General features: G+C 54.2%; 19 protein-coding genes. 9 read left to right on the forward strand and 10 right to left on the reverse strand.

Going from position 1 to position 26,243, the window contains the following annotated elements:
* Positions 1 to 22 precede the first annotated feature (22 nt).
* Complete coding sequence (locus Pla22_RS14965; RefSeq protein ID WP_146515645.1) at positions 23 to 637, forward strand: N-acetylmuramoyl-L-alanine amidase family protein; 615 nt, start codon at positions 23 to 25, stop codon at positions 635 to 637.
* 148 nt (positions 638 to 785) lie between these two features.
* Here Pla22_RS14965 and Pla22_RS14970 read toward each other — a convergent pair whose 3' ends face one another.
* The 5 genes from Pla22_RS14970 to Pla22_RS14990 form a co-directional block, all read right to left on the reverse strand.
* Positions 786 to 4,142, reverse strand: a complete 3,357-nt coding sequence (locus Pla22_RS14970; RefSeq protein WP_146515646.1) for a dockerin type I domain-containing protein — start codon at positions 4,140 to 4,142, stop codon at positions 786 to 788.
* 299 nt (positions 4,143 to 4,441) lie between these two features.
* Positions 4,442 to 5,608, reverse strand: a complete 1,167-nt coding sequence (locus Pla22_RS14975) for a hypothetical protein (RefSeq protein ID WP_146515647.1) — start codon at positions 5,606 to 5,608, stop codon at positions 4,442 to 4,444.
* Positions 5,609 to 5,757: 149 nt separating this feature from the next.
* On the reverse strand, positions 5,758 to 6,861 hold the full coding sequence (locus tag Pla22_RS14980; protein ID WP_146515648.1) for an MlaD family protein: 1,104 nt from the start codon (positions 6,859 to 6,861) through the stop codon (positions 5,758 to 5,760).
* Positions 6,854 to 7,594, reverse strand: a complete 741-nt coding sequence (locus tag Pla22_RS14985) for a P-loop NTPase family protein (RefSeq protein ID WP_146515649.1) — start codon at positions 7,592 to 7,594, stop codon at positions 6,854 to 6,856. Before Pla22_RS14985 ends, Pla22_RS14980 begins: the two co-directional genes overlap by 8 nt.
* Positions 7,587 to 8,459, reverse strand: coding sequence for an ABC transporter permease (locus Pla22_RS14990; protein ID WP_146515650.1), 873 nt, complete (start codon positions 8,457 to 8,459; stop codon positions 7,587 to 7,589). Before Pla22_RS14990 ends, Pla22_RS14985 begins: the two co-directional genes overlap by 8 nt.
* 290 nt (positions 8,460 to 8,749) lie before the next feature.
* Here Pla22_RS14990 and Pla22_RS14995 point away from each other — a divergent pair, with 290 nt between their 5' ends.
* The 7 genes from Pla22_RS14995 to Pla22_RS15025 all read left to right on the forward strand — a co-directional run bounded on the left by Pla22_RS14995 (position 8,750) and on the right by Pla22_RS15025 (position 17,932).
* On the forward strand, positions 8,750 to 10,321 hold the full coding sequence (locus Pla22_RS14995; protein ID WP_146515651.1) for an adenylate/guanylate cyclase domain-containing protein: 1,572 nt from the start codon (positions 8,750 to 8,752) through the stop codon (positions 10,319 to 10,321).
* Positions 10,318 to 10,518 (forward strand): hypothetical protein, encoded by a 201-nt coding sequence (locus Pla22_RS15000; protein WP_146515652.1) that lies wholly within the window; start codon positions 10,318 to 10,320, stop codon positions 10,516 to 10,518. Before Pla22_RS14995 ends, Pla22_RS15000 begins: the two co-directional genes overlap by 4 nt.
* Before the next feature lie 217 nt (positions 10,519 to 10,735).
* Positions 10,736 to 11,659 carry a hypothetical protein gene (locus Pla22_RS15005; protein WP_146515653.1) on the forward strand — a complete coding sequence of 308 codons (924 nt, stop codon included), beginning with the start codon at positions 10,736 to 10,738 and terminating at the stop codon, positions 11,657 to 11,659.
* 716 nt (positions 11,660 to 12,375) lie between these two features.
* The gene (locus Pla22_RS15010; protein ID WP_165440688.1) at positions 12,376 to 15,450 is read left to right on the forward strand and encodes a dockerin type I domain-containing protein; all 3,075 of its coding nucleotides are present in this window, start codon (positions 12,376 to 12,378) and stop codon (positions 15,448 to 15,450) included.
* 354 nt (positions 15,451 to 15,804) lie between these two features.
* A complete protein-coding gene (locus Pla22_RS15015) occupies positions 15,805 to 16,647 on the forward strand; it encodes a hypothetical protein (RefSeq protein ID WP_146515655.1) in 843 nt (280 codons plus the stop codon).
* A gap of 45 nt (positions 16,648 to 16,692) precedes the next feature.
* Positions 16,693 to 17,469: a hypothetical protein gene (locus Pla22_RS15020; protein ID WP_146515656.1), complete on the forward strand. Its 777-nt coding sequence runs from the start codon at positions 16,693 to 16,695 to the stop codon at positions 17,467 to 17,469.
* A gap of 40 nt (positions 17,470 to 17,509) precedes the next feature.
* On the forward strand, positions 17,510 to 17,932 hold the full coding sequence (locus tag Pla22_RS15025) for a hypothetical protein (RefSeq protein ID WP_146515657.1): 423 nt from the start codon (positions 17,510 to 17,512) through the stop codon (positions 17,930 to 17,932).
* Between the two features lie 58 nt (positions 17,933 to 17,990).
* Here the strand turns inward: Pla22_RS15025 and Pla22_RS15030 are convergent, their stop codons facing one another.
* Complete coding sequence (locus Pla22_RS15030) at positions 17,991 to 18,725, reverse strand: CPBP family glutamic-type intramembrane protease (protein ID WP_165440689.1); 735 nt, start codon at positions 18,723 to 18,725, stop codon at positions 17,991 to 17,993.
* A gap of 359 nt (positions 18,726 to 19,084) precedes the next feature.
* Between Pla22_RS15030 and Pla22_RS15035 the strand changes: the two genes are divergently transcribed.
* Positions 19,085 to 21,484 carry a mechanosensitive ion channel domain-containing protein gene (locus tag Pla22_RS15035; RefSeq protein ID WP_146515659.1) on the forward strand — a complete coding sequence of 800 codons (2,400 nt, stop codon included), beginning with the start codon at positions 19,085 to 19,087 and terminating at the stop codon, positions 21,482 to 21,484.
* Positions 21,485 to 21,851: 367 nt separating this feature from the next.
* Here Pla22_RS15035 and Pla22_RS15040 read toward each other — a convergent pair whose 3' ends face one another.
* The 4 genes from Pla22_RS15040 to Pla22_RS15055 all read right to left on the reverse strand — a co-directional run bounded on the left by Pla22_RS15040 (position 21,852) and on the right by Pla22_RS15055 (position 26,117).
* Positions 21,852 to 22,529 (reverse strand): PEP-CTERM sorting domain-containing protein, encoded by a 678-nt coding sequence (locus Pla22_RS15040; RefSeq protein WP_146515660.1) that lies wholly within the window; start codon positions 22,527 to 22,529, stop codon positions 21,852 to 21,854.
* 605 nt (positions 22,530 to 23,134) lie between these two features.
* Positions 23,135 to 23,368 carry a hypothetical protein gene (locus tag Pla22_RS15045; RefSeq protein WP_146515661.1) on the reverse strand — a complete coding sequence of 78 codons (234 nt, stop codon included), beginning with the start codon at positions 23,366 to 23,368 and terminating at the stop codon, positions 23,135 to 23,137.
* Positions 23,369 to 23,622: 254 nt separating this feature from the next.
* Entirely contained in the window at positions 23,623 to 24,690 is a 1,068-nt protein-coding gene (locus Pla22_RS15050; protein ID WP_146515662.1) for a potassium channel family protein, read from the reverse strand.
* Positions 24,690 to 26,117 (reverse strand): TonB-dependent receptor, encoded by a 1,428-nt coding sequence (locus Pla22_RS15055; protein ID WP_146515663.1) that lies wholly within the window; start codon positions 26,115 to 26,117, stop codon positions 24,690 to 24,692. The genes Pla22_RS15050 and Pla22_RS15055 overlap by 1 nt, the downstream gene beginning before the upstream one ends.
* Between the last annotated feature and the right edge of the window lie 126 nt (positions 26,118 to 26,243).

Raw genomic sequence — 26,243 nt, forward strand, 5'->3', positions numbered from 1 at the left:
GAGGGGCGAGCGACGATTTCGAATGGCAATCAACTTGGTGCATCGGTGCAATATGGCGACAGTGGTGGTTGATCCGGGACATGGGGGAACGGAACGAGTCGGTGGTTCGAGTCCGAACAATGCAGTCGGACTCGAAGGGACGCGGGAGTGCGATTTAACTTTATCGGTCGGGTTGATGGTCAGCGGGTTACTTGCAAATCTAGGGCACGACGTTCGACTCACACGATCGACCGACGTTAACCTCGGACTGAAGGAGCGAGCGGACGTCGCGAAACGTTGGGGTGCCGAGGTGTTTGTTTCGATTCACTTCAACGGTTTTCATGATCGCAGCGTTCAGGGTAGCGAAACGTTGCATGCCCCTGATGCGAGCGAAGCCAGTCGCAAGCTCGCCCAAAATATCCAAGCGGCAATCGTTTCCGCGTTGGGGCATCGCGATCGAGGCGTCAAACCTCAAACGCTCGGAGTTCTTCGTCCTGAGAACCATCATTCGCAAACCGCCGCATGTTTGGTCGAACCGAGTTTCTTGACCAATGCTGACGAAGAAAAACGACTGCAAGATGAGCGATACCAGGTGAAAATCGCATCCGCAGTCGTCGATGGAATTACACGCTATCTCACCGAACATGCGACGCAATAGGATGGGGGACTGAAGTCCTCGGAACACCTACGCATTTTGGGCGTGGTGGCGAGCGTCGCAAGATTCTAAGGTTGCGGTAGTAATTGAAGCCGCAGGCGTCTTGGTTAACGCGACGGTTTCTTGCTGGCTGCAAGGACAAATCGTGGGATCACTCAAATGTCCAGTCGTCAAACACACTGTCGATCAGCGTGAGGGTAGACGTCTCGGATGAGGTTGATGAATTAGTTTCCTGGGACGTAGCCGGTGACCCTGGCGTATCGGAAGCAGGTTGGAAGGACGCGACCTGTTGTCGTTCGGCAGAGTCGCTATCGAGTGACACTGGCGGATCTTCAACATCGTCGTCCGTCTGAGTCGATTCGCTGGATTGGTTGGGTGCTTGAATCGCGTTCACGGTAGTGGGCGACGATGGGGCTTCAACCCTCAGTCGGTTGACTACGATCAATGCGTCGAGCGCGGTGATGCGTCCGTCGCCGCTGAGGTCCATGACCGCGACCCACTCGGAATCATCTTCGAAATCATCGTTCTCGGATGACTCCGATTCAACCGAAGTTCCGCGTGGCGAAACATTCAAGCGATTGACGATTTGCAGAGCGTCAAGTGCGCTGATGTGGCCATCGGCATTGACGTCGGTGGCATCGGTTAAAGCGTTTGATTGGCTGGTGCTGGTTTCGGTGTTTTCCGGGTTCGAGCTACTCGTTTCCTCGGTAGACTCACCCAATGATTCACCATCGGGTTCCTGGCGACTAATCAACTCGATAGGGTTGGAAGACTGGGAACCGCTGAGGTCGCGAACCAATTCAAGGTTATCGGCCAACAAGTCGTAGACGAACAATTCTCGTTGAATGTCTTCGCGACGAGCCGAGAAGAACACTCGGTTGTCCGCGACCACCAAATCTCGCGGAGTCGAGTTCGTGCTGCCTGACACGTTGGCCAAACGTCGGGTTCCGGCGGCGGTGCCATCGCTACGGTAAAGTTCGCGTTGGCCATCGGACATTTGGGCGGTGAACAACACATCGCGACCGTAGGGAATCATTTCCAATGGCCGAGCGTTGGTTGATCCGCTGATGTTTGTGACCAGTTGCGTGTTGGAGCGGTTACCGTCCGTCACGTGCAATTCTTTTTGCCCATCGGCGAGAGTGGCGACAAAGAACAATTGGTCGTCGGCGACGACTAGATCCGTAGGTGAACTACTACGTGTGCCGGACAAGTTTGCCAAAAGGTTCGTGTTGGAAGTCGAACCGCGGCTAAAGAACATCTCTCGTTCGCCGTTGGGAAGCGTAGCAACAAAGTAAACTCGGTTGCCAAACGCCGTTAGGTTCGTTGGATTGGAACTGGTCGAACCAGACAAGTTTCGCGCGAGCCGGGTACCCGATGCCGTTCCATCGGTGACGAACAATTCGCGTTCGCCCGACGGAATCGTGGCAGCAAAGAAGACGCGGTTTCCAACGCGAGTTAGCTCGGTTGGATTGCTGCTAACACCACCGGAAAGGTCGCGGACGATACGCGTGTCGGATCGACTACCGGATGTCACATGCAATTCACGTTGCCCGCTTGTTGTGGTGGCCGTGAAGTACAGTTCATTGTCCACCGCGACAAGGTCCGTCGGATTCGCACTGCGAGTGCCACCGAGGTTATCGACCAGTACGGTCGTTGACGACGTTCCGCGAGTTCGGAAGAGTTCACGTTGGCCATTGGGTAGTAGCGCCGTGAAATACAGGCGGTTTCCGACGGCGGTCAATTCCTGCGGATCACTGCTAAGCGATCCGCTAATGTTGCGGACCAGTGATGTTGTGGCGGGTGTTCCAAACGATTTGAACAGTTCACGTTCACCGGTGGGCATGGTTGCGGTGAAGAAGAGCTTATCTTCGACCCACGTAAAATCTCGAGGATGGGATGCAACACCGCCGGAAAGGTCTCGGAACAAGCCGGTGCCGCCTGCTGTTCCATCGGTGACATGCAATTCGCGTTGGCCAGAGGAAGTGATCGCGCTAAAGTAAATCTCAACTGGATCTAAAACCACGACGGGATCGGCGACGGTAATCCGGCTCGGCAAAATTCCCCTATTGTTGCCTTCGTCATACTCACTAACGAGCGACGTCGAGTCGATTCGCCATCCGATGTAGTATTCACCGGCTGGCAAGTCGGGAAAGCTTGCTACGTTAAGTGTTGCTTCAGATCCGGTGAAGGGATCCAACGATGCGAGTCGAACCGTGCCCAGTTCCGTATCGGCGGTCGTGATGGTGCTGTTGGTAGACGCGTAGAATGTCACGTCGAACACGCCCGTCGGTACGACACCATTGTTTCGCGAGTAGCTGGTCACGGACAAGGATTCGCCAGGCCGGACAAACGACGTGGAAATGGATGCCAACGACGTGTCAAAATAGTCGTCAAAGTCGACCAAGTCGGCTCGGTTATCCGATGGGTTTTCAACAACGTCGGTTGCGATCCAAGTATCGATCTGGTCGAACTTGTCATCGTTAAGCCGAGTTGCACCGTTGACGGTTGGGCCGCCCGTCGTATGAATCCCCACGATATAGCGTTCGTTCTGGGAGGAAACATAGCGGTACATGGGGCTGCCGGATTGCCCACCAAAGGTGTCCAGGCCATCGAGACCGCTGTAGAAAAACCGGAAGTCCGTTGCAGCATTGGTCGACCCAAATGCGCGATACATTTCGTCGGCGTTGGATGATAGGTCACCCGGATAACCCGCCGTGTTAAGGTTCGCGTTGACCAGTTGCGAAACCGTTCGGACTTGTCGGCCCATCCAACCTGTGTACACCCCGATATCGCGATCGAGCGTAATCAAAGCCCAGTCGTGATCAGAGTTTTGGTTGTTAGTCCAACCCGAATAGCTGCGAACGGTTTGCCAATCGACTTCGCCAAACGGTTTCGTGTCTTCGTCCTGAGCCGGGAAAATATCGAAGTCGCTAGCGAAGCCAACACCCGCTCGGTGGACACAGTGGCCTGCGGTTAAAACATGGTTGGCATCAACGATAGCGCCGGTGCAAATTCCGCCGCCTCCATCCGAGTAAGAACTTTCTATTCGAACGATGCTGGAAAAGGGAAAGTTGAGGGTGTTGTTCACTGGGATGCGATCGTCAGCCCCGTGAACGGTTTCGTTCGTCTGGTCAGGGAAAAAGCCGGGCGGAAACGAAAGTTCAATTCCTTCTCGCCCCGCAACAAAACGATCGGAGTCATCAAGAGATGATGATTCGACGGTAGCGTCCGACTCGATGTTCTCGTTCAGCGCGTCAGTTGACGGCAATTGATATCGGACTCCGCCGGTTGCCTTGGAATAGACAATTGTGGTGGCATCAGGCAACTCGCTTCGCTGGAGCGCCGATAGCGATTCAAAATCCAGCAGGTCCGCGGCTAACAGTTGTCTCGCTTCGAGCTGTTCAAACTTGCGGCGAGTTGATCGCGATGGGGCAGACCGCGATGGTCCATTGAACGTGGAACGTTTTTGCGCGGAGCTTACTCGTTTTGCATCGTGACGAAAAAACATGATCCCTCGACCTTGGACAGCGCATTTCGGAGCACGGTGTAGTGGCCAAAGGGAAAGAGCTAGTTGAATCTAAGCCCATGTTCCGTTGGGTGGGTAATTGCGTCCCCCGGCGATTGCTTTGTACCCCCCGCGAGTGGTGGCGTCAACTCAACGGCTGGAATCCGCGGATGTTTAACCGCCTGTTTGCGTTGAGCGGGACATGCGTTGTGCGGGACATGCGTTAGCCGCGTGACGCGCTGCCCACGGTTTGCGCTGATGGGGCAAAGACCGAGCGAGCGCAATTGCTAGCTAGCGAACGGCTACTTGGTCGGTGGAATCCAAGTGGCAGTGACCACATCGGGGAACGGATTGAGTGAATCGTTCTTCAGCCAATCAAACTCTGAAGGTTGATCGCTTAGCTGATCCATCGGTTCGACCTCGGGGGACAAGCTTGATAGCGGTTGGCCATTCGCGAGGACAGCTTGTTGAATCTCGTGCGCGATCAGTGCTAGACGTCGGTTGATGGATTCACAACCGGCGACTTCTGCTTGCACGCTAGCTTGTTGCACAAACGACCATGCACGCGTGGTATCGCCGCGACCGAACCATATCTTGGCAACTCGGGTCAACCGTAACGCGGCATCGCGAGGAAGCCCGGCCTGTTCGTAAGCGGCGGCGGCAAGTTCAAGCGTGTTGGGGATCTCTCGGTAGGTGCCGGCAAGTCGCAAGTGATCCGCCTCTTTATCGAAGTGCCAAGCGGCTTGCATGTATTCGCCCTTGGCTAGGTGAACCAGCGCTGAAACGCGTTGCAATTCGGCTTGCATATCTTCGCTGCAAACTTGACTCGCTAGCTCGCACGCACACGAGAGTTGTTCGTTGGCAAGTGGAATGTCGTAACGTTCGGCGGCAATTCGTGCGCGGGCTAGATGAATTTGAGCTTGGTAGGCGACGCGGCAGCTTTCCTCGGCTTCGTTTTCAGCAAAGCATGAACCGACGCAGGGAATCTTCGTTACGCAGGATTCGCGGCATGGGTCATTGCGACCGCACTGGCAAGCTTGTCCATCATCGGCGCAGGGTGGCTTGGCGCAGGCGGCACGATCGACCATCCGATCCGCATCGCTCAATCGCAGTTCGCTTTGGGCGATCTTGGCTTCCAACAACCAAGTGTTTGCCGTTGAGGCGTTCGCGCGGCATAGTTCGGCTCGTGATTCGATCAACCAATCCGTTGCGACTGCGTTCTCCGAAAGGCTCGTCAAACAGGCGGCTAAGTTGTACGCATGGGTCCCCGATTCAAAAGGATCGTCCATCGACCACGCTCTCGCGATCGCTTGACGATACTTTTTAACCGCTACGTTCAAATCGCCTTCGTCGTAAGCAGTGTTGCCATCTTCCGCTAAACGAACCAGTCGCGAATCCATTGCCTTTGCGGTTGCCTTCGTACTGCGGCATCCCAATGAGTTGGTCGCGATCAAAGCGCAACCCGCCATGACTAGTGTCGCTTTGATTGTTCGTGCGAACAAATCGACCATGCGCTGTGAGACGCTCGCCGAGTCGTGGGTGCACGTCGGTTGAAAGACGCGCTTAACGGCGATCATAGCCATCGCGTTCGCCAAAAAGATACTGAGCAGCAAGTTGATCAAAATCCGCTGCCTCCGCGAACACTTGACGGTGAGATTTGATCCGAAGGTGTATTTTGCTTGCTGTAGCGTCGCAGTAGCCAATGACTACGGATTTCCCCCACCAAGTCTTGAGTTTCGTTCACCGTGTCGTTGACTCGAGCGGTGGTTCCCGGCAACTCATCAGCTTCGCGTCGAACGATGCGCACGACCTCGCGAGTTTCGATGGCGAGCTTTTGCACTTGGTCGGCGGCTTTGCGGAGTTCGACGAGTGTGTTTCCGATGTCCGAGGCAACGAGATCAGAGTTTGCGTCCACGTTCTTGGCCGCGGCGCTGACGTCATCGGTGGACTCTTGCACTTGCACAAGTGTTTCTCGCATGTCCTTTTCGACGAGCGTTTGGATCTTATCCGTTAGCGTGGCGACCCGGTTCTGCAGATCCTCGGTTGCCGATCGGATCGTCTGCAGAGTGTCGAGTGCTTCCGGCCGAAGCACTTCATTGGTGGCAGAAAGTTCTTGGAACGTCGCTTCGCCCTGCGAAAACGCGGGATCGACGGTGTTGTCGAGGCTGCTTTGAAAACGATCCGACGCGTCGCGCACTCCGGATAGCGTGGGGTCGAGCTTTTGTTGGATCATTCGCACGGAATCGGCGACTGATTCGACCTCACGAGCCATTTGGTCGATTCGGTCAGCATCACTTTGAACGTGCAGCAACTGATTACCGGGCTGGAGCGGCTCGAGCGATCCAGCAGCTTTGCCTCGGCGAATCACCAAGATAGGTGTACCGAGTCCGTACTTGCGTTCTTGCGTGACGATCGAGTCTTCGGAAATCTGCGGACTCATCTTTGGGTCGATCGCTAGCTCAACGCGGATCATGTTGCTGCCGTCGATGTAGCTAATGTCTTCGACCTGTCCCGCGCGATCACCGAGGATTTGAACCTCGGCACCACGATGTAGGTCCTTGACTTGGTCCTGGGCCATTTCGATCCAGTACTTGTCTTGCTTGACGAACAAGTCGCCCGCGCGAAGGAACAAGCCAGCGATCAAAACCAGGAACAGCAATAACACCAGCAAGAACAGACCGACAATCTGATTTGCGTAGCGAAGACGATAGGGCTCATTCACTGATGTCACCTCCGCACATTTCGAACTGGCCGCCGCTAATCGTCATGCGAAAGACGGGACCGGTGATCGCAGTGGAAAGATCATTCGGGTTGCTGGTGAACCAAATCACCGCGGCGCCGGCATCGCGAAGCTGGTTGATGGCTCCAATCAATTTAGACCGCATGTGGGCAGCCACCGACTGCATGGGATGTTCGAGCAGGATCAACGATGGATGATGAATGAGCGCTCTGATCCACTGGTGCAACTGCAGTACCGATGACTCGACAAAGGCCGGTCGTTCTCGGCTAATCAATGGCAACTCGAAGTGCTTCGCCCAATGCTTGAGTCGCTGTTCGATGGTGGATTGAGTTTGTCCGTGATGCAGGCTGGCCATGATTACGTTTTCGTAGACGGTCATGTTTTGAATCCAACCGTGTTCTTCAAAGACGCGACCAATCTGGCTGCGCATCTGAAAATGGCGGCTGTAGTCTTCACCCAACCAATCCTGGTTCTTGAAGATGACTTCGCCGTGATTGATGGGCTGAAGACCTTGAAGCATCGAAACGGTATCGCGTGCCTTATCGGATCGGTCAATTTGCAGCATCACGAGTTCACCAGCATGCACGCTCAAATCGGCATCCATCAAACGTAGCGAATCAGTGCTGCGTCCCGAGAAGGTAACGTGACGAAGTTCCAGCACGACTTCTGCGGTCGGCGTGGCATCGGCTTTCGGTTCGGCTTTGATGTCAGACAATTTTGAACACCAAAATGCGGCCGTAGATCAACAATGACAATACTGCCGAGACTCCGAAGACGGCGGTCAAGGCACGGATTCCACTGCGGCTCGAAACGCGGGGAACATCCGAGACGCTGCCTCGAATGTTAAGCCCATCGATGCAACAGATCGCGCCGGCGAATGCTCCCGCCAAAATAGTTTTGGGCACAAAGAACAGCAAGTCCAAGGACGTGAACTCGCGAATGATGACCTGAAGAAAGTCGCTCCATGGCAATCGAATCGACCCGACGGACCATCCAATCACGTATCCCGTGACAATCATCGTGGTGGCTAGGATCACCGCCAAACAAAAAACACTAATGATGATGCTCAGAATGCGCGGCATGACCAGGCACGTCATTGGATCGATGCCTTGGGAATCCAGTACTTCGATTTCGCCGTTCACCAACATCATCGCAAGCTCGGTCGAGATCGCGATTCCGCTGCGACCGATCACAACCATGCACGCCATCAACGGAGCGATCTCGCGAACGATAGCTCGCCATAACATCGGTGCGATGACGTCGGTGGTCACCCCCAACGTGTCGATCCAGAGGGCGGCTTGGACGATCAGCAAAATGCCAACCGCGGCGCCAAATCGAACGGTTAGAAAAATCGCGTCGACACTGGTAAAGAGTAACTGCCGAGCAAAGATCGCACGCACCGGCGGCGTCCAGGTGCCCGGACGACATGCCAACATGACCGTCGCCGACAGGATCGCAAAGATCGAAGTGAACGTCGCGCATCGTCTCAGGACCTGGGCCCCAAGGTACTCGGTCACGCCGCCTGACAGGATGGTGTCAGCCAAGCGGTGAACGATCGGTCGTTTGCGAGCGGTGGACACGAGTAATCAGATTGCGAGAACGTTCAAGGCAGTCAGCAGAAAGACCCTTCGGCCGCGCATCGGCTGACGGCCGTGACAACCGTCACTGCCGTTTTTATCGGTCGATCCATAACCCTACACTTGGCAAAACTGTTAAAACCGGAATTGCTAGCACGTTAAATGAGCTGCTAACTTTAACTAATCGGACCAATCGGAACCTTTGCCGGGCTGAATGATCGCCTCGCCAGGTCGGATGGACAACGTCTGTGCCCGTGAATCGCGGACCAGTTTGCTATGCCCTAGGAATTTGGATGCCTGAGAATCACGAAACGACGGCACCCCAGTGGGGATTTTTTCAGCGTCATGGTTTGTTGTTTGTGGGGACGTCGCCGGTTGTTGCCAACGCGATCGGTAGTCTCTTTAACGTTCTTTACAATCGAAACCAAGTTTTCCCGCTGTTCACCGACGCTCAACGGATGCGTTTCGATGATTGCGTGCTGTGGTTCAACTTGTTGATTTATCCGATCGCGATGTTGTGTTTCGTGATCCCGCTGCTGTGGCTCAGACCGATTCATCGCGATCTGTTGGCGGGAAAGCCGGTCGACGTCACGACCCATCAACGGGCTCAGCGATACGTCGTCAATTTGCCATGGTGGTTCTTGCTCGTTGCTTCGGCGGGTTGGCTCGTTTGCATTCCCGTCTTCATCATCTCGTTGTACGTTTTACCGGATCCACTTTCGGGCGTGATCGTTGCTCACCTTGTGACGTCGTTTCTGATCGCGTCGATGATTGCGATAACGCATAGTTTCTTTGCGGTGGAGTTGGCCATCCAGCACGCGTTGTTTCCCGTCTTTTTTCGTCGTGACATGCCGGCCGGCGAAACCATGCCGGCAAGCGTTCCTGGCATTGTGCCATTGAACATCACGTTGCGAGGTGTCCTTTGGACTGTGTCGTCAGTCGTTAGCCCTGTGATTTCGCTGGTCTTGATCCTGTTGTTGCCCGACGACGCGAACCTGGCACCACGGTTTGCGGTAGGAGTAGGCATCGTTGCGATCGCTTTCGGTTTGGCGACGAGTTGGATGCTTGGAAAGTTGGTCGTTACGCCGGTGCAACAACTTCGCCGGGCTGCCACTCAAGTTGCCAAAGGCGACCTCAATGCTCACATCCACTTGCTTTGCGCCGACGAGTTTGGGCATCTGATTAACAGTTTCAATTCGATGGTGGAAGGATTGCGGCACCGCGAGTTATTGCAGCAGACCTTTGGCCGGCATGTGGGCGAAGAAGCGGCCCGCCAAATCATCAGTCAGGGCGACCAACTGACAGGACGTGAGCAGGTGATTACGGTGATGTTCGTTGACGTTCGGAATTTCACTCACTATTCATCGAGTCATTCACCCAGCGAAGTTGTCACGGCTTTGAATGTGTTCTTTCGTGAAGCCGTCGAACGAGTGGAACAGCATGGTGGGATGGTCAACAAATTCTTAGGTGATGGGTTCATGGCGATTTTCGGAGTCGGATCGAACGCCGAAGGTCATGCGCAGGCGGCCGTCGATTCAGCGTTGTCGTTACGAGCTTGTGTCGATCAGTCGACGGACTTGTTTAAGAATGCCGGTTGGGATGATCTGCAAATCGGAGTCGGAATTAACACCGGACCCGCAGTGGTCGGCAGTATCGGGTCACCCAAACGTCAGGAGTACACTGCCATTGGCGACACCGTCAACGTCGCCGCACGAGTCGAGTCGTTAACAAAGGCGGTGGGTCAGTGTGTCTTGATCACTGAGTCGACCAGGGCCGCGTTAGGCGACTGCGTTGTGTGCAAACCGCTTCCACCTCAATTGGTCAAAGGCAAGGGAACGCCCTTGGTTGTGTTTGCCGTTGAATGAACCAGTCTGCTCGCGCGGCTGCCAACGTCTGGGGGCGTTCGATGGTGATTGCCAAACGAACGCAGTGGCTTAGCAACTTAGAAACCGGTGGTTTAGAAAGTAGTGGCTTGGAAACCGGTGGCTTAAAATCCAATAGTTGGAAACGGGTGTTTGAGGCGAGCTTGGTTGCAACGGAAAGCCGTTTGCAACAAGGCTAGCGATGGCGCATACCGAGACCAGATTGTTTGTTGCAATTTGGTGGGCGATTGGTACATCGAATGCACCGGCAAGCTAAGCTAGTCTCAGTTGGGTTCTTTCTCCCCGAGCGAAGTTTTCTGACGTAGCTCTTTGACGTTGCTTGATGAGCAAGATCAGGCTTTCGGTGACACCCAATCAACCCCTCAACACACTGCGAACTCCGCAGAAGGATTTGTCATGTTGCAATCGGTTCGTTTCGGCCTATTTGCGTTCAGTATCGTATTGACTAGTTCGTTGGCTCCGTTCGCGCTGGCTCAACCTCCTGGCGGTGGAGGACGTGGCGGAAATGGTGGAGGTCACGGTGGCGGTCACGGTGGACATGGCGGTAGCGGCCATGTTGGCGGTGGTGGTGGAAATCACGGCGGCCATGTTGGCAGTGGTGGTCAAGATCGAGGCGGCCAGAATCGAGGCGGCCACGTCGATCGCGGTGGCAGGTCGCCAGGCAATACACATTCAGGTTATGCAAGGCACCCGGGATACTCAGGGTCTTCGGGACGCGGTTCTTTGGGTTATGGATCTGGTCTCGGTTATTCACGATCGGGATTCAGTTTGTCGATCGGTAGCGGCTATCCGTACGGATATGGCGGGGTTGGCGTCTATGGGCGAGGATTGAGCGGTCCCGGTTACGGCAGTCTCGGTTACAACAGTCTCGGTTATGGCGGGCTTGGCTATGGCACCTATAGTTATCCGTACTCACTAGGTTACTCGTCGGGTTATTCGACCTATTCGCGTTCCCCTTACGCGACCAGCCCGTCGGTGGTTTACCCATCGCCGACCTATGCATCACCCACTTACCCGGCCGATAGCACAGTCTATGCGCCATCCACAAGCCGCTATCAAGCCGGCTATCGTTATGGCGAGACCGATTCGTCGTTAGAGCCACCGGCTTTTGATCCAGCGACTTCGGAACTGCGTCCTGGGATGGTATTGCCTGATGGCTCCACTGTCATTTCGGTCGGCCCGACCTCCCAACCCGTAGCAAGCCAACCATCGCTCGCGCAACCCGCCGATACACAGTCTGGTGAGACAGAGTCTGTTGAGACAGAGTCTGGTGAGACACAGACTGCACCCGAGGCAACCGTAGTCCCCACTGAAAACTAGTTGCTGAATATTGCGACTTGATAGTTTTTCACGAACTGATCTCTCGTGCGCGAGCGGGTTGCCGGCACCCGCGCTCTAGCAATGGGGCTCAGCTCTTCCTGAATTGAACTGTGATCAGCTTTAATGGCATCGGCGATACCGGGCCTGAGCTGAGTCTGCTGGACGAATGTTTGATTTTGATAGAATCCTTCGGTAGTGATGCAAAACTAAGGTTGCATCTCCCCGCACTACGTCGGCAAAACTTCTAGAATTTCCCTGCACCCCCTTGATCAAGGGGGTCGTTGGCGTGATAACTGTGAGCAGTGCTACACGGCGATGGGTAGCACGAAGTCAGTCCACGGGTATGGTCAATCGACGAGATGCTTCTCTTCGGTCAAGACAACGTCCTCGGGCTAACTTTGTTCCCGATCTGATAAGTATCGCCCTCACAAGAGACTTACAGGCGGACCCTTTGATTGGCTCGCGTCAGCGTCGCAGTGCAGCGAAGTGGTCCAATTTAATGAATCCGAGCCACGGCTCGATAGTTGGTCTAGCCGTACTTAATCCGCAAATGGCACAGCCACTTTTTCCCGCGTGGGAACGAATTCGTAGTTGTCCAAAAACCGTTCAATACACACCGTTGCAGCGGAGTTCTTGCGTGCGTCCTTTCAAACCGACGGATGGTCTGGATCTTTTTTAATTCGGCACCCCCTAATCCACTGGATACGATCGTGAACATGTTCCCATCACGGCACGCCAAACTTCGGCGTCGTTTAAAGATTCAAGGTTTAGAAGATCGACGTCTGTTGGCCGTGTTACCGGGGTTGGAGTCGATCGACTTTGACGGACATGATATCACCGTGGGGATCATCTCGGATAGTTTCAACACTCATGGTGGAATTCGATCGGCAGTGATGGCGGGTGAGTTGCCTGGCCGCGACAACCCCAATGGCTTCGATACTCCGGTCGAAGTGCTTAGCGAAGCTACATACTCGAGGCAAGACCGCGGTCGCGGTATCGCTGAATTGATTCACGATGTGGCACCCGCGGCATCACTAATTTTTCATGCGGCACCTAGTACCTACTACGGGATTGCGAGCACCATGTCCGCGCTCGTCCACGCCGGTGCGGATGTGATTGTCACGGATATGCAATACCCAGCGGGCGATGCGTTTCTTGAGTCATACATCGACGAACGAATCCGAGAAATTGTAAGCTCAGGCGTTACCGTGATCGCCGCTGCCGGTAACGCGGGTGATACCGGATATCTTGCTCCGTTCGAGTCCGTCGAACTCTCGTCGCGCCCTGGTGACGTTCCGGCGTCGATCGGCGACATTCCGTTGCATGACTTTGACAGCGGTCCGAACGTAGACGTGACTCAGTCGTTTACTTTACCGGCGGGTCAGTCCATCGCCATTACGCTGAGTTGGAATGGTAGCCCCTATTATCTGCCAACTGGATCGCCTAGTGATGAGTATCTCGACACGTCCTATCAATTGTTCTTAACTGACGAAGCGGGGCAAAACGTGCTCGACGAGAGTTTTCCTTTTTGGTACGGCAATGGTTACTTCGTTGGACAAGTCTCTTATCACAATGAAACGCAGAGTACCCAAACACTGAATTTGATTGTCGGTGAAGCTCAGAATGTGTTCTTAGCGAATCCAGTCATTTCCATCATCGCCAACGAGTCACTAGCGCTTGATTCGTTCGAGTACAAGACGCACTCGTCACCTCAACTAGGCGTATCAACGATGGAATCGGTGATTACTGTCGGAGCGTCGCGCGGCAGTGCTCAAGCTCGAAGTTATTCAAGCATTGGTGGCCGGGAAATTGAGTGGCTATACGATCCCACTCATGCAGATCACGGTGATTATGGGACGATTGACTACATCGGTGCGACCTATGCGAAGCCCAATATACTTGCACCCGACGGCGACGAGCTGTTCACATTAAGACCGGAGTGGAACGTTACGTCAGCTCCAGATTCCAAGCAATTCTACAGCACTTCAGCGTCAGCCGCGAAGACTGCGGGCTTGGTCGCGTTGATGCTTGAGGCGTCCGAGGGCGGCATGTCGCCTGAGCAGGTGCGCCAGGTTCTCGAGGAGACTGCAAAGGACATTGGGCCAACCGGTTTCGACTTCGTCAATGGGCATGGCGTAATCAATGCCGACGTTGCGGTGCAGGCGGCCGAAAAATACCGGGTTCCCCCGCCCTTTGAGTTTGCGTTCACGGCGGAGTTGCCCGATGGCCAGCGTGAGTTATTCGTTAGCGACGGTACCGATGCGGGCACGCGGCTGTTGCGAGACCTTTCAGGCAAACATTCATCAGATCCCCGCGACCTGACCTCGATAGGTGGCAGGCTGTTTTTCACGGCAGTGCTTCCCAGTGGTGAACGCGAGTTATTTCGCAGCGATGGAACGGCGGATACGACGGCGCTGGTATCGAACCTCGCGGGGACTTCAAGCAGCAATCCTCGTGAATTGACCGTTGTGGGAAACACGCTGTTCTTTGTGATGACCCAACGCAATGGCGAAGATCGTGTTTACAAAACGACGGGATCTCGAAGCAGCACGGTGCCGGTTTCGGCAACAAGCATTGGTCAACCTCAAGACCTGTTTGCGGTAGAAGACCAGCTTTGCTTTCTAGGTCGGGAGCGTGATACATCGCAGCAACGCGTTTATGCCTTTTTTGAAAATGGAGTAAGAAGCGGATCTTGGAAGATCAATCCTCCTGTCGAAGAGCTCATTCCCTTTGGCAGTAGCGTTGCCGCCGTGGTCCGGACGTCGGCGGGGCGTCGCATTCACGCATTGGTGAATGAGGGCTCGGGACGAAGGTTCGCTCGCGAGTCACGAGATGTGTTCGCAGTCGTGGGACCAGTGGTCCGTTCGGACGACAGTCTCTTTTTTACCGCCGCGGACGAGCAAGGCAAGCTCACCATTCGGCGAGCGGTGTTAAGTAACGATGGCCGCACGGTGTCGACCAATGTGGTCGCTCAAGGACCCGAGTTGCGAGGCAACCCAGAATCGTTGACCGTCATAGACGATCAATTGTTCTTCACGGCAAATATTCCACCGGCGAATCGGGAGCTGATGGTCAGTGATGTAGAAGGCGGTTCTACGCGAGTCGTACGCGACCTTTTCGGTACGGTTAGCTCAGATCCGCAGCAATTGACTGCAGCTGGCGACCGATTGTTCTTCACGGTAGTGTTCCCCAGCGGCGAAGTTGAATTACTTGCTTCGGATCCGACGCTTTCGCAGACGTATCGTGTCAAAGACCTTTCTGGCAACGTCAGTTCCGACCCAAAGGGTTTGACGGAAGTCTCGGAGCGATTGGTGTTCTCTGCTGTTCAAGGCAATGGTCAACGAGAGCTATACACTTCCGATGGCACAAGTCGAGGAACGCGGCGGATCGCCAATTTGTCTGGTTCACATTCGTCGGACCCCAAGTACTTCGCAGCGACGACGTTCCAGGTCGAACCTCAAAATTTTGTCGATGAGTCTGGTGAGTCGGAAGCGGTCGTTTGGGCGGCAGACGCATCGTTTGAGTCGACGGATGTGAATCGCGATGGCAAGACATCAGCGGTCGATGCATTGATGATTATCAATGCGATGCATACTGATCCAGCTGGATTTTCGCCGATGGACGTCAATGGTGATCGCGCGGTTACGGCACTCGATGCCTTGGTGGTGATCAATCGCTTTAGTCGCGAGCGGGGCGTTGCAGATATCGACGGCAATAGCGTTGGCGAAAATGGCACCGAAACTGACGACGATTTATTGACCCTACTCAGTCATGACTCACGTCTGTTCTAACGTCCGACTCGCGTGCTAGCGTCCGATTCAATGCCGGGATGACAGGCGAATCGCCTTGGGCGGGGTGCTTCGTGCAAGGTGTTTCGTACTGGGTCTTGCGGCGCGATGCGGTCTTGCGATGCGGTCTTGCGGTGCAGGCGGAAATGGGGCGTCCGATCTGCATGCTCACCTTGCCTCTCTCTCCCGTTCGCCCAAGTTCGGCGATCGTTCTGCAATCGGTAAGTAGGCATCGCGCGGGGAACGTGCCGATCGCGTGCCGGTACGGCTTACGATCCACCCATTAGGATCTGAGCTGCTTTCTGGCAGATCTGCCCGAAGGAATATCTCTTTGTGCACACACTAAGGTCGCTCACCGTGTTCCTCAAGCAAACTCAATGCCACCTACTAGTACACTTGTTCGTCGTTCTCTCGCTGTTGGTCATGGTTCCAGCCAACGCGGGTGTCGTATCAACGTTGGGCTCGCCTGGTTCGAATGGTTCTGATGGAAGCGATGGAGATCCGCCATCGAATGGTACGAATGCCGGCGCTAGGGGCAACTCAACCGGGGCCGCCGTTGATCCGCTTGACTCGAACAACCGAGCTACCGTCGTTGGCGGAAATGGTGGGGCAGGTGGCAACGGATGGAATTCTCTAAATCCAAACGCTCCAGGTGGAAACGGGGGAAACGGAGGGAATGGGGGCACCGGCAATGCGACCGCAGCCGTAACAATTGGAGGGGACAGTGCTAGTGCGGATGGATCTGGTGGCGCGGGTGGATCAGAGGGTTTCCCGGGATCGGTGCCTGGCGGTTTGTATGGAGCGGTCAGTGCGCGGGGGACCGTGCCGGACAGTTCTAGTGTCAGCGCGAGCATCTACAAGATAGGAGGCAATGGTGGCAACGCGTATGAAAACGGCAACGGCGGGAACGGTGCTTCAGTACAAGCCAATGGCTCCGACGCGGTTGCAGGCGTCGAATTTGACACCGCCTATATTGATCAATCGGTAGTCGGTGGATCGGGTGGCAACACGGTTGGCGGCATCGCAGGGGCCGGTGGCGTAGCATCCATCAGTCACAATAACTCGAACCTAAATGAGCTTGGTAGTGACGGCCGACTCAACTTGTCTTTGACGGGCGGCAATGGAGGAAGTTCTTCTACGAACAATGGTGCCGATGGAGCCGAAGCTTCAGCGACGGTAAACATTGCTGACACAGGCTAACTGACTCTAGATATCTACTCGATTGGTGGAAACGGTGGCAGCAGTATGACCGGCAACGGTGGGACTGCGGATATTGCTACGGCTCGGGTTGCCTCGACCGGTGGCGGCGATCTAGTTGTTCGGCTCACTCAGCAGGGTGGGACCGGTGGGTCAAGTTCGAGTAGCACAGGCGGCGATGGCGGAACGGTAAATGTCGCTTCCCTATCAGGGCAACTCGACAGCGTTGGTAGCGCCGTCCTTCGACGGACGATTGCCGCGGGGACAGGCGGTGATACGACCGATGGACAAGCTGGCGCTGCTGGCGATGCGATCGCCAACTTCGCTGAATCTTCAGGCACGAACAGCCTCCTCGATGTTTCACTAACAAGCTATGGCGGTCGATCGGGGCTGGGCCAATCAGGTGACACTCAATCGGCCGTGGGCATCAGCGCTTCAGTGGTGGCCAGCGTCGGTAGTCTTGTCGAAGTCGAAGCGACGTCAACGGTTGACGTCGTCCCCTCGGCTTCTTCGGTGGGCCGAGTAGGCTTCATTCATTTTGCACGCGATGTCGATGCCGCGTCGGTTGCAACATCGCTGATGTCGCAATCACTGGCCAATGAAACTTTTGGTGTCGTCGGCGGTTCGTTAGTTGATCCGTCTACGATTGCTGCCACGGGATCTTGGGGAGCTAGCTATCGGGATTCTGGCGTCGGGCAACATTCGGTCCGTGTGTCGACCAACATCACATTGAATACCGATCAGTTTATCGACCATCGAGACGTTGGTAGAAACCTTGGCAGAGCAAGCCTCAAGTCGTTCTTTGGCGATTGGCTTCACGGATGATGAGTTGGTGTTTTGCCAGCTTCAGATTTGTCGCGAATTCATGAGACTCTTTGAGGAGTACCACCAAGACGTTTTGCGTCACTGCGCGGAATTCTTTTCTGAAGATTTTGTGTTTGTCTGTGCTGGCACTCAAGCGAACCCGATCGCAGGAACATTTCAATCGTTGTCTGGATTCCAAACTTGGTTAAATACCTTCTTCGGGATTTTCACTCGTTCGACTAACCATCAATTGAACCCCACTCTTTTCACCCAGGGGCAATCGGTTGTGGTGTCTTACCAAGAGGTTGTCGTTGCTCGCGGCTACACAAGCCCGCCGATCTGGGTGAACTTGCATTTCCTGTTCAATGAAGGTCGCATTGAACGGCTACGGGATGAGTACGATACCCAAACCGGGGCGGAGTTCCTTGCGCAAGTCGTTTCAAGCTCGGGGCCTTTGATAGATTTAGAGTCAGGCAAGAGCTAGCGTGACTTCCTTAAGCATCTTTGCGCCGATCATCGCAAAGGGCTATCGCTGAGAAACGCTAGACGAAGAACCATAGTGGCAGAGTTCCACCAGATCCATCGCTGAATGTATCGCTAAAGAAAATGGCCGACAACAAAATTGCAGCGTTGGTGGCCGAGTGCACCACAATCAATGCGAACAGATCTTTGCGAACGTAGAGCCACAGGGTCGTGATGACTGCCCACGGGAACATGACGTACCATTCCCACGGAACGTGCGTGGCCAGAAATACAAAGATGACCGCGACGAAACTCATCCAACCAAACTTGCCGATGGCGATGTCGCGAAAGTCTTTGGCTGGGTCGTCGAAGACGTCCACGAACCGAATCAGAAAACTGCGCATGAAAAGCTCCTCCATCACCGGCGTGACCAAGACGTAGCCAACCATGCGAATGGACAACACCGCCGGAATCATCGCGGCACCCGCCATCGCAGGATCGAACGGACTGCTATCGGAATCGGGACGCAAGCTTGGAAACCAAACGTAGGGTGCGATCCAAAGTCCAGCCAACGAGATACCAAGTAGTAGATCGACGACCGTCATCGCAGAGAATCGAATCTTCAACTCGGGGTAATCGCCTCGTTTCCAAAAGTAGGTCAACATGCTTAACGGGACGATGACTCGAGCGACCAGCATGGCGAACTGCCAGCTTTCAGGAGTTCGGTTACTTAATTCCACTAACGCAAGGAACGAGACCAAAGGCAATATGTAGGGCCAATAGCTAGATTCGACTTTCTGGTTCGTCTCGCTCACTTGGTTCTCCATCCTGAAATTGCTCCGCGACGTTGGTTGATTGGTTCTTAAGAAACGTAAACCTGACTCGCGACCCAGTCTAACTCGACCTACCGTTCTGCGATGACGTGTGCCGGTAAATCTAGCTCAGTTTTGACTGAGGCTAAACGTTCCCTGTGGGAAACCATCTACTGGGGTTGTGAAACTCACCAATTCGATAGGTCAGCGTACTTCGACGAAAACGATTTCCTTGTAACGCAGATAATTGCCTTGACGTTCGTTCACAACAACACGTATTTGTCATAGGAAACGATCTAGCAGCAAGGGCTCGTGGAATGACCTTCTTAAGAACTCGCACGATTTTCGCCGCGAGCTCGATCATGATCTTCTTGGTCGCGCCTGTATTTGCAGTCGAAAATGAATCTTCGGAACCTCACGCGACGACTACCGTTGCGGAGGGCGCGGCACTGCAAGTGGTGCCCAAAGCGACTGTTGTATCGACCGTTCGATTAGAGCCGCCCGCCAATGCCATTAAACGCGCGGAGCATCAACGATCTAGTGAGGCCTTGCTTGACGAACCGAGCCAGTCCGTTTCGCAAGTCACTCAAGTGTCGGGCGAAGGCGACCTGACAACCGAAACGTCAGCCGAGGTGCTTGAAGAGAAGCAGGTTGAGGTCGCGACTGAGCTACGTATCGCAATGTTGCAGGAAGAGCAAAACGCAGCCAGCGATGGCGACGATTCCAAGTTGCCAACCGCCGACGCGAGTCGAGTGGATCTCCTCAAACAAATCGACGTGGTCATCGCTCAACAGCAGTCGGCTACGTCGTCTAGTGAAGATCATTCATCGCAAGTGGAAGCTTTGAAGTCCACTTTGACCCGCTTGGCCGATGGTGAACTTGATTCCAAGCCACCCTATTCCATCATACTGCTTGACGGGTTGAAGGAATCGGCTCGCAACGCCAAATCGAAATTAGCTTCGGCCGAGTCATCGGTGGTGTCGGCGCGAGGCGCCGCCGAGACGGCGAAGACGACGGCGGAAGAACGTGCTACGTCGTTGCGACAACTGCGGGAAAAAGCTGATGGTTCCAATGAAGCCGAGGTCCAGATTGCAGAATTGGAACAAAAGCTAGCCGAAGAGATGCTTGTCTTGCGGCGTCAAGAGCTCTCCATCGCCGAAGCGAACCAAGTGGTCGCGAAGTTGCAACTTGAAATCGACGAGAAAAAGATTGCGATCGTTGGTGATCGCATCGTTTTCACGCAAGAGGATTTGACGTCAAAGCTCGCCGATTTGGATAAGAGCGAAGTAGAACTGAAACAACAGGCTGCCCGTCTGCAAACCGAATTGCAGTTTGCCGAGCGCCGATGGCTTGCGGCTCGCCAAGAAGCTGACGCTTCATCCGTGCTTAGCCCCGAGTTGATCGAGCGGGTCGACTCTTTGAAGATTTCGCAGATGGCGATTCAGAACGAAATGTCGTTGACGAATCAACGTTTGCAGCGGCTTCCCTTATTGAAGAAGGCTTGGGAACGCCGATTTCTTGTCGTGGCTAACCAAGTCCAACGCAAGGAACGCAATGATTGGGCGGATGAGACGAATGAACAACTCGAGCAGATCGCTCAGGATCGTCAAACTCGCCGGTTGAAGCTCGATGAGTTGCGAGTGAGCCAATCAACGGTCGACGCGAAGATCGATGCAGCCAATGGAAATGAAGAGGTGGCGCGTTGGTTAAGGGCCAAACGAGACGCCTATGACAAACAAGCCGAGGTGTACAGCAAGAGTCTGCTGGCACTTGATAGTTCTCGACGTACCCTTGAACGACTGAAAACCCAGATCGAAGGCGAGCCCGGGCGATCGGTTGGTGAGATCGCTGAAGATACATGGACTCAGGCAAAACGCCTTTGGAATTACGAACTCACCTCCATCGAAGATACTTCGCTCACCGTGGGCAAGGTATGCAGCAGTATTTTGATGCTGTTCTTCGGGTTTCTGTTGGCACGATGGCTGAGTCATTGGGTGGGCGGTCGGCTCCCGAAGTGGGGCGTCGACGAAGCTGCTGCTGATGCTATTGAATCGCTTAGCTTTTACGCGTTGTTAATCACGCTGGGACTAACGGCGCTTCGCTACGCCAATGTGCCATTGACCGTTTTCACGTTTCTAGGCGGTGCGATCGCAATCGGAATCGGTTTTGGTAGCCAGAACATTCTAAACAACTTCATCAGTGGCTTGATCCTGCTGGCTGAACGCCCAATCAAAGTGGGTGACCTGATCAAAATTGGTGACACGCACGGCAACGTCACCAAAATCGGAGCACGAAGCACACAGATTCGTACCGGTGACAATCAAGACATCATTGTTCCGAACAGTAGCTTTCTGGAAAATGAAGTTACTAACCTGACTCGCCGAGACGATCGACAACGAACCTCGATCACCATTGGTGTGGCGTACGGATCGGACTTGGATGCCGTGCTGCGATTGCTCGCGCGAGCGGCTTCGGAACAAAGTGGCGTATTGGAACGACCCAAGCCGATGGTTTGGTTCAATGACTTCGGCGACAACTCGCTCGTTTTTCAAGTTCACTTTTGGGTTCAGGCGAAGAACCTATCGCAGATGCGTATGATCGAAACGGGCGTACGATTAAAAATTGACGCGATGTTCCGCGAAGCTGAAATCGTGATTGCGTTCCCGCAACGTGACTTGCATATTCAGTCGCCACGACCGATCGACTTTCGCTTGGTTACATCCGGACCAGACGACGCCGATTCACATTCAAGAGCAGCCTAACGAGTCGTGGTCCGGTGATCGAATCAAGGCGAGCAATGTTGGACGTGGGTATGCTAAGTAAGGGACTGGTGTTGGACCTAAGTGTTAACGATCAGTTCAAGGTGAGGTTCGTTCTCTTAGAAGAAGAAAAGGTGTCCAACTCCTGTTCCTGTCCCGTCGATTACTTCGGTATTCGGCCAACTTGGAACTTGCCGGTTGAGCTGGTGCTGGATTAATCGATTCGAAGAAATGATGATCAATGAGGATTAGCAAAGAGCAATCGATAGCGAGCTTCATTGAGTTTGGTTTTGGCCTGGAAGCTTAAGCAAAAAAAAAGCGGTGATCCTGGGGATCACCGCTTTCAAATTAGTTGGCTTTGATGCTTGAACTAAGCGACTTGCTTGCGTCGACGCAAGACGAGGCCGACAACTCCAATCAATCCAAGTACCGCATAGCTACTTGGTTCAGGAACAGCACTCACCGCGGAGAAGGTGCCAAACCCGTTAGGGCCTGAGAAATCACTGTCCGTGTAGGGAGTAATCGTGAAGTTACCTGCGTCAACTACTCCAGCGGGGTTCGCAGCGGGGCTGCTACCGGTACGAATAGCAAAGCTATTCTCATAGAAGTTGGTGTCGCCTTGAGCGACCACTCCGAATGAATCCTGGATGTTACTGTAGTCATCGAGGCTGGTGTCAGCTGCGAATGCGATCCCGAGAATGTCATCGCCATTGACATTGGCAATGCCGTCTTCAAGACCGACGGTGAATCCAAAACCGTTCAGGATTGTTGTCGAAGTACCACCTCCAGACACATAGAAGTAGTCTCCCGCAGCCAAGGCTAGCGATGGCAACACTACATTACTGTCGAAAGGGCCGGCACCATTCGTATCACGAACGATGCTGTAGACCGACAAATCCGCGATTGCGGAAGTGGCATACAATTCGATGGCTTTCGGGATTCCCCCCGACTGGGTGCCGTCAACAACTCCTGATATAACCAGGGCTGCTGAGGCATGGGTGTTGGCAAGCATGGCGATTGCCGCCATGGCCATAAAAAATCGTTTCATCTCAATACTCCTAGGGTGCGCGAGCTCGTAGGAAAGAATTCTTCCTCGTCGTCCCCCAGAATATTCGATTCAGGATGCTGAACAAGCGTTATATTGCATGTAACCTACCTATTCACTAACTCTTAACGATGGGTGCGAACGTGCAGGAGTGTACGGAAGTGCCGTAGTCACTTTGGCAAGGGAAGGTCGCTTTCCCAAGCCATCAGATACGGGGCAGGATTGAGGGTATGGAACTCACGTTCTGGTCGATGTCGATTTCCCATGTGATATGCGCATCTGAAAAAAAAGTTTGAGAAATTTTGCTTATTGCGGTAGCCAGTTCGCGTTGACCACGTTGAGAAGGGGAAAGGTGAGCGGTTCAAGCGGCAATGAGGAGTCGATTGGCTCGTAGTCGCTTAGCTGATCTTGGGAGTCAATGATCGGGGATAGGGTCGAAAGAGGTTCGCCTTTCGCGAGCAATGCTTCTTGGATTTGTTTGGGAATAAGCGCGAGCCGAGTGGTGATGGAATCGCAACAGGCGATTTCGGCTTGGACGTTGGCCTGCAGGACGTATGACCAAGCGCGTTTCGTGTCACCTCGCCCCGACCAAATCTTGGCAACCCGAGTCAGCCGTAGCGCGGCAAACCTGCTTGTTCGTAAGCAGCGGCTGCTAGATCCAGGGTGTTTGGAATTTCGCGGTAAGTTCCGGCTCTTCGTAAGTGCTTGGCTTCTTTGTCGAAATGCCACGCGGCATGAAGGTGTTCTCCCTTGGCCAAGTGAACCAAGGCTGCAACCCGTTGCAGTTCCACTTGCATCGCCTCGCTGCAAACCTGACTTGCGAGTTCACACGCGCACGCCATCTGTCGGTTGAGGGTGTCTCGAAAACAATCTGACGCCTGCACATTCTAACTACCGAGCCTGTCCATGTGAGCGTGAGCAAAGTTTTACTCTCAGCTGTTCAGCGCCGGACTAGGGGCACTGCTAGGGACACTGCTAGGACCGGTGTTGCAAAGGGAAAGCTGTAATGCGGATTAGATGAGGACGCGGCAAATCGTTCTTTCGATTGTGGTTGATCGGTTAAGACGATCTGGCGGTCGTGCGGCGAAGCGTTTGGCTACGAAGTGTGTTGGCCGCGGTATCGCATCTCGGGACGCTTCATTTGGGTGGCTTTCGTGAGTGTGACTCGCTGGGTGTAATCCGCGACGATGAATAGAGTATCGCCCGCTCGAATATCCTGGTTGCTTTCAGGATTCCGCAGCAACGTGCCGTCTGCGCGTTGGATGGCGACGACCATCATTCCTCCTTCGCACGAGGATTGCAGTTCACTTAGCGAACTGCCGATCACGTTGCTGGCTGAGTCGATGGGGTATTCGTGAATCGACAAGCCAAGGCTATGCAAGTCCGACCGCAATCGTTCGCTTTGCTTAGGATCCGTCAGCAACGAAGCCGCGTTAGGACAGGAAATCATGTTGGCGATCTTGGAGGCACCAATCGCGGCAGGCAGGACAATATGGTTGGCTCCGCTGCGAACAAGTTTGCGCTGCGTGGCCGTGGATTCCCCTCGGGCAATGATTTCAATCTCTTCGCTCAGTTCACGAGCGGTGAGTGTGATGAATACGTTCGCAGCGTCGTCGGGCAATACGGTCGCCAGCACTCTGGCTCGTTCAATGCCGGCCCGTTCCAGCGTTTCTTCTTCACCGGCGTTTCCGGTGACAACGAGGTAACCGAGTTCATCGGCCATCGCGATCCGCTCAGGGTTCGAATCGACACACACGAACGGTTCGTCGAGTTCCTTCAATTCGCTCGCCAGCATTTGGCCGACTCTTCCAAAGCCACAGATGATGACGTGACCGGTCGTTTGTTCAATTCCGCGACTCATTCTTCTGACTCCCAAAGCACGTTGAATTTCTCCTTCGGCGATCATCTGCACAAACCCACCCACGACGTAAATTCCCGAAGAACAGCCCGCGATGATGATGATCGCGGTGAAGAACTTTAGGCTCGGCGTGTTGATCGGCTGCACCTCGCCGTAGCCCACGCCAAAGATCGTGATCACGACCATGTACAGAGAATCGACAAGCGACCATCCTGCGATCGAATATCCGATCACGGCGGCGATGCAGGTTGCGCAAAAGAAGCCCGCGCCGACAAGCATTTTGCGAAACGAAGACGTGTCGTGCATCACGCGGGTCGGAAAGCAAAGTAGTTCTTTTCTCGAATGACGGCGGCGACACAGGACGGTACCATCGATTCCCAAGTCGAATCCCCGTTCTTGATTCGTTGCAGCACATCACGAGAAAAGATTTTCAGGCACTCGGGGTCGTAATTATGAAGTGCCGAGATTCCGCCACGATCTTTCAGGTAGTTGTACAGGTTCTTCAATTCCGGTTTGATCTCGAGATTGTCGCACGTGATTAGTTCACCGGTTTCTGAATCGAGCAGCGGGTAGACGTAGATCTTCAGGTCGTTCTTAAATAGCCTTCCGAACGATTCCAGGATTCCACCCTGCAGTCCCGTGTAATACTGTTCGTCGAAGAGGTCCATCAGACTGCCGGCGCCCATCGTGATCGCGATGTTCTCTTTGGTGTAACGCGATAGATAGGCCGCAAGGCGGAAGTACTGAAAGTAGTCTGAGATCAAGACCGGCATGCCGCATGACGCCATCACATCGGCGCGAGCCAAGAAGTCTCGCATGTCAATCGAACCGGTCGACTTCAAGTTGTTCATCGTCAATTCCATGACTTGAACGACTTCTTTGTCCTTCACATTGGGGAGCTGCGAAAACTCATCGTGGGCACATTTCAGCATGTCTAAGTTGACGTTGCACACCGGCCGAAAACTTCCTCGCTCGACCAAGATTGGCTTGCGGTAAAAGAACTCAGAGGGTTGAAGTACTTCACCGGCAGCCGAAAACATGGCCGCGCCAGTCAGACCTAGTTCCACCAGCTTGAGACTCATCAGGCGATTGTCGACGTGGCGAAACGCGATTCCTGAGAAGTCGATCATGTCGATTTCGATTCGCGATGTCGACAATCCATCAAGCAACGCGTTCACCAGAAGCTCTGGTTCGTGATAAAGATTGAACGCACCATGAATCAGGTTCACTCCAACGATGCCGAGCGCTTCTTGTTGCAAGGCAGCTTCGTCATCGAGCATTCGCACATGGATGATGATTTCGCTGTCTTCGTCTCGAGGGTGAGCTTGGAACTTGATGCCCATCCAGCCATGGCACTCGTTGGTGCCGTGATAGTTGCGAGCGGAAACCGTATCCGCAAACGCGAAGAAGGCGGTCGTATCGCCACGGACATCGCGCAGTCGTTCCAGGTTTAGCTCATGCTCGTAGTCGAGCATCGCTTGCAACCGTTCGCGGCAGACGTAGCGTGAGGCTCGTCCGTAGATCGCATCGCTGACCTTCATGTCGTAAGCCGACATGCTCTTAGCGATCGTTCCGGCACCCGCCCCGACGCGGAAGAACCAACGAACGACCTCCTGGCCCGCGCCGATCTCGGCAAACGTGCCGTAACGCCGCGCGTCCAGATTGACGTCGAGCGCCTTTTTGTGCGTGTCTAGTGTGGGAGGAGTGGGGCTCGTTGCCGATGAAAAGTGCATGTCGTTGGGGACGCAGTGTCGTTGCCTGGGTAGCGGGCGGCCAGCATGCGTGCAATTGATAGCACTAATCGTGCCGTCAAATTGGAGATTCCCAATCGTAACGATATTCAAGGTTTAGCCGCGATT

Origin of the sequence: Rubripirellula amarantea, assembly GCF_007859865.1 — a bacterium.
In the GTDB taxonomy this organism is placed as follows: Bacteria; Planctomycetota; Planctomycetia; order Pirellulales; family Pirellulaceae; genus Rubripirellula; species Rubripirellula amarantea.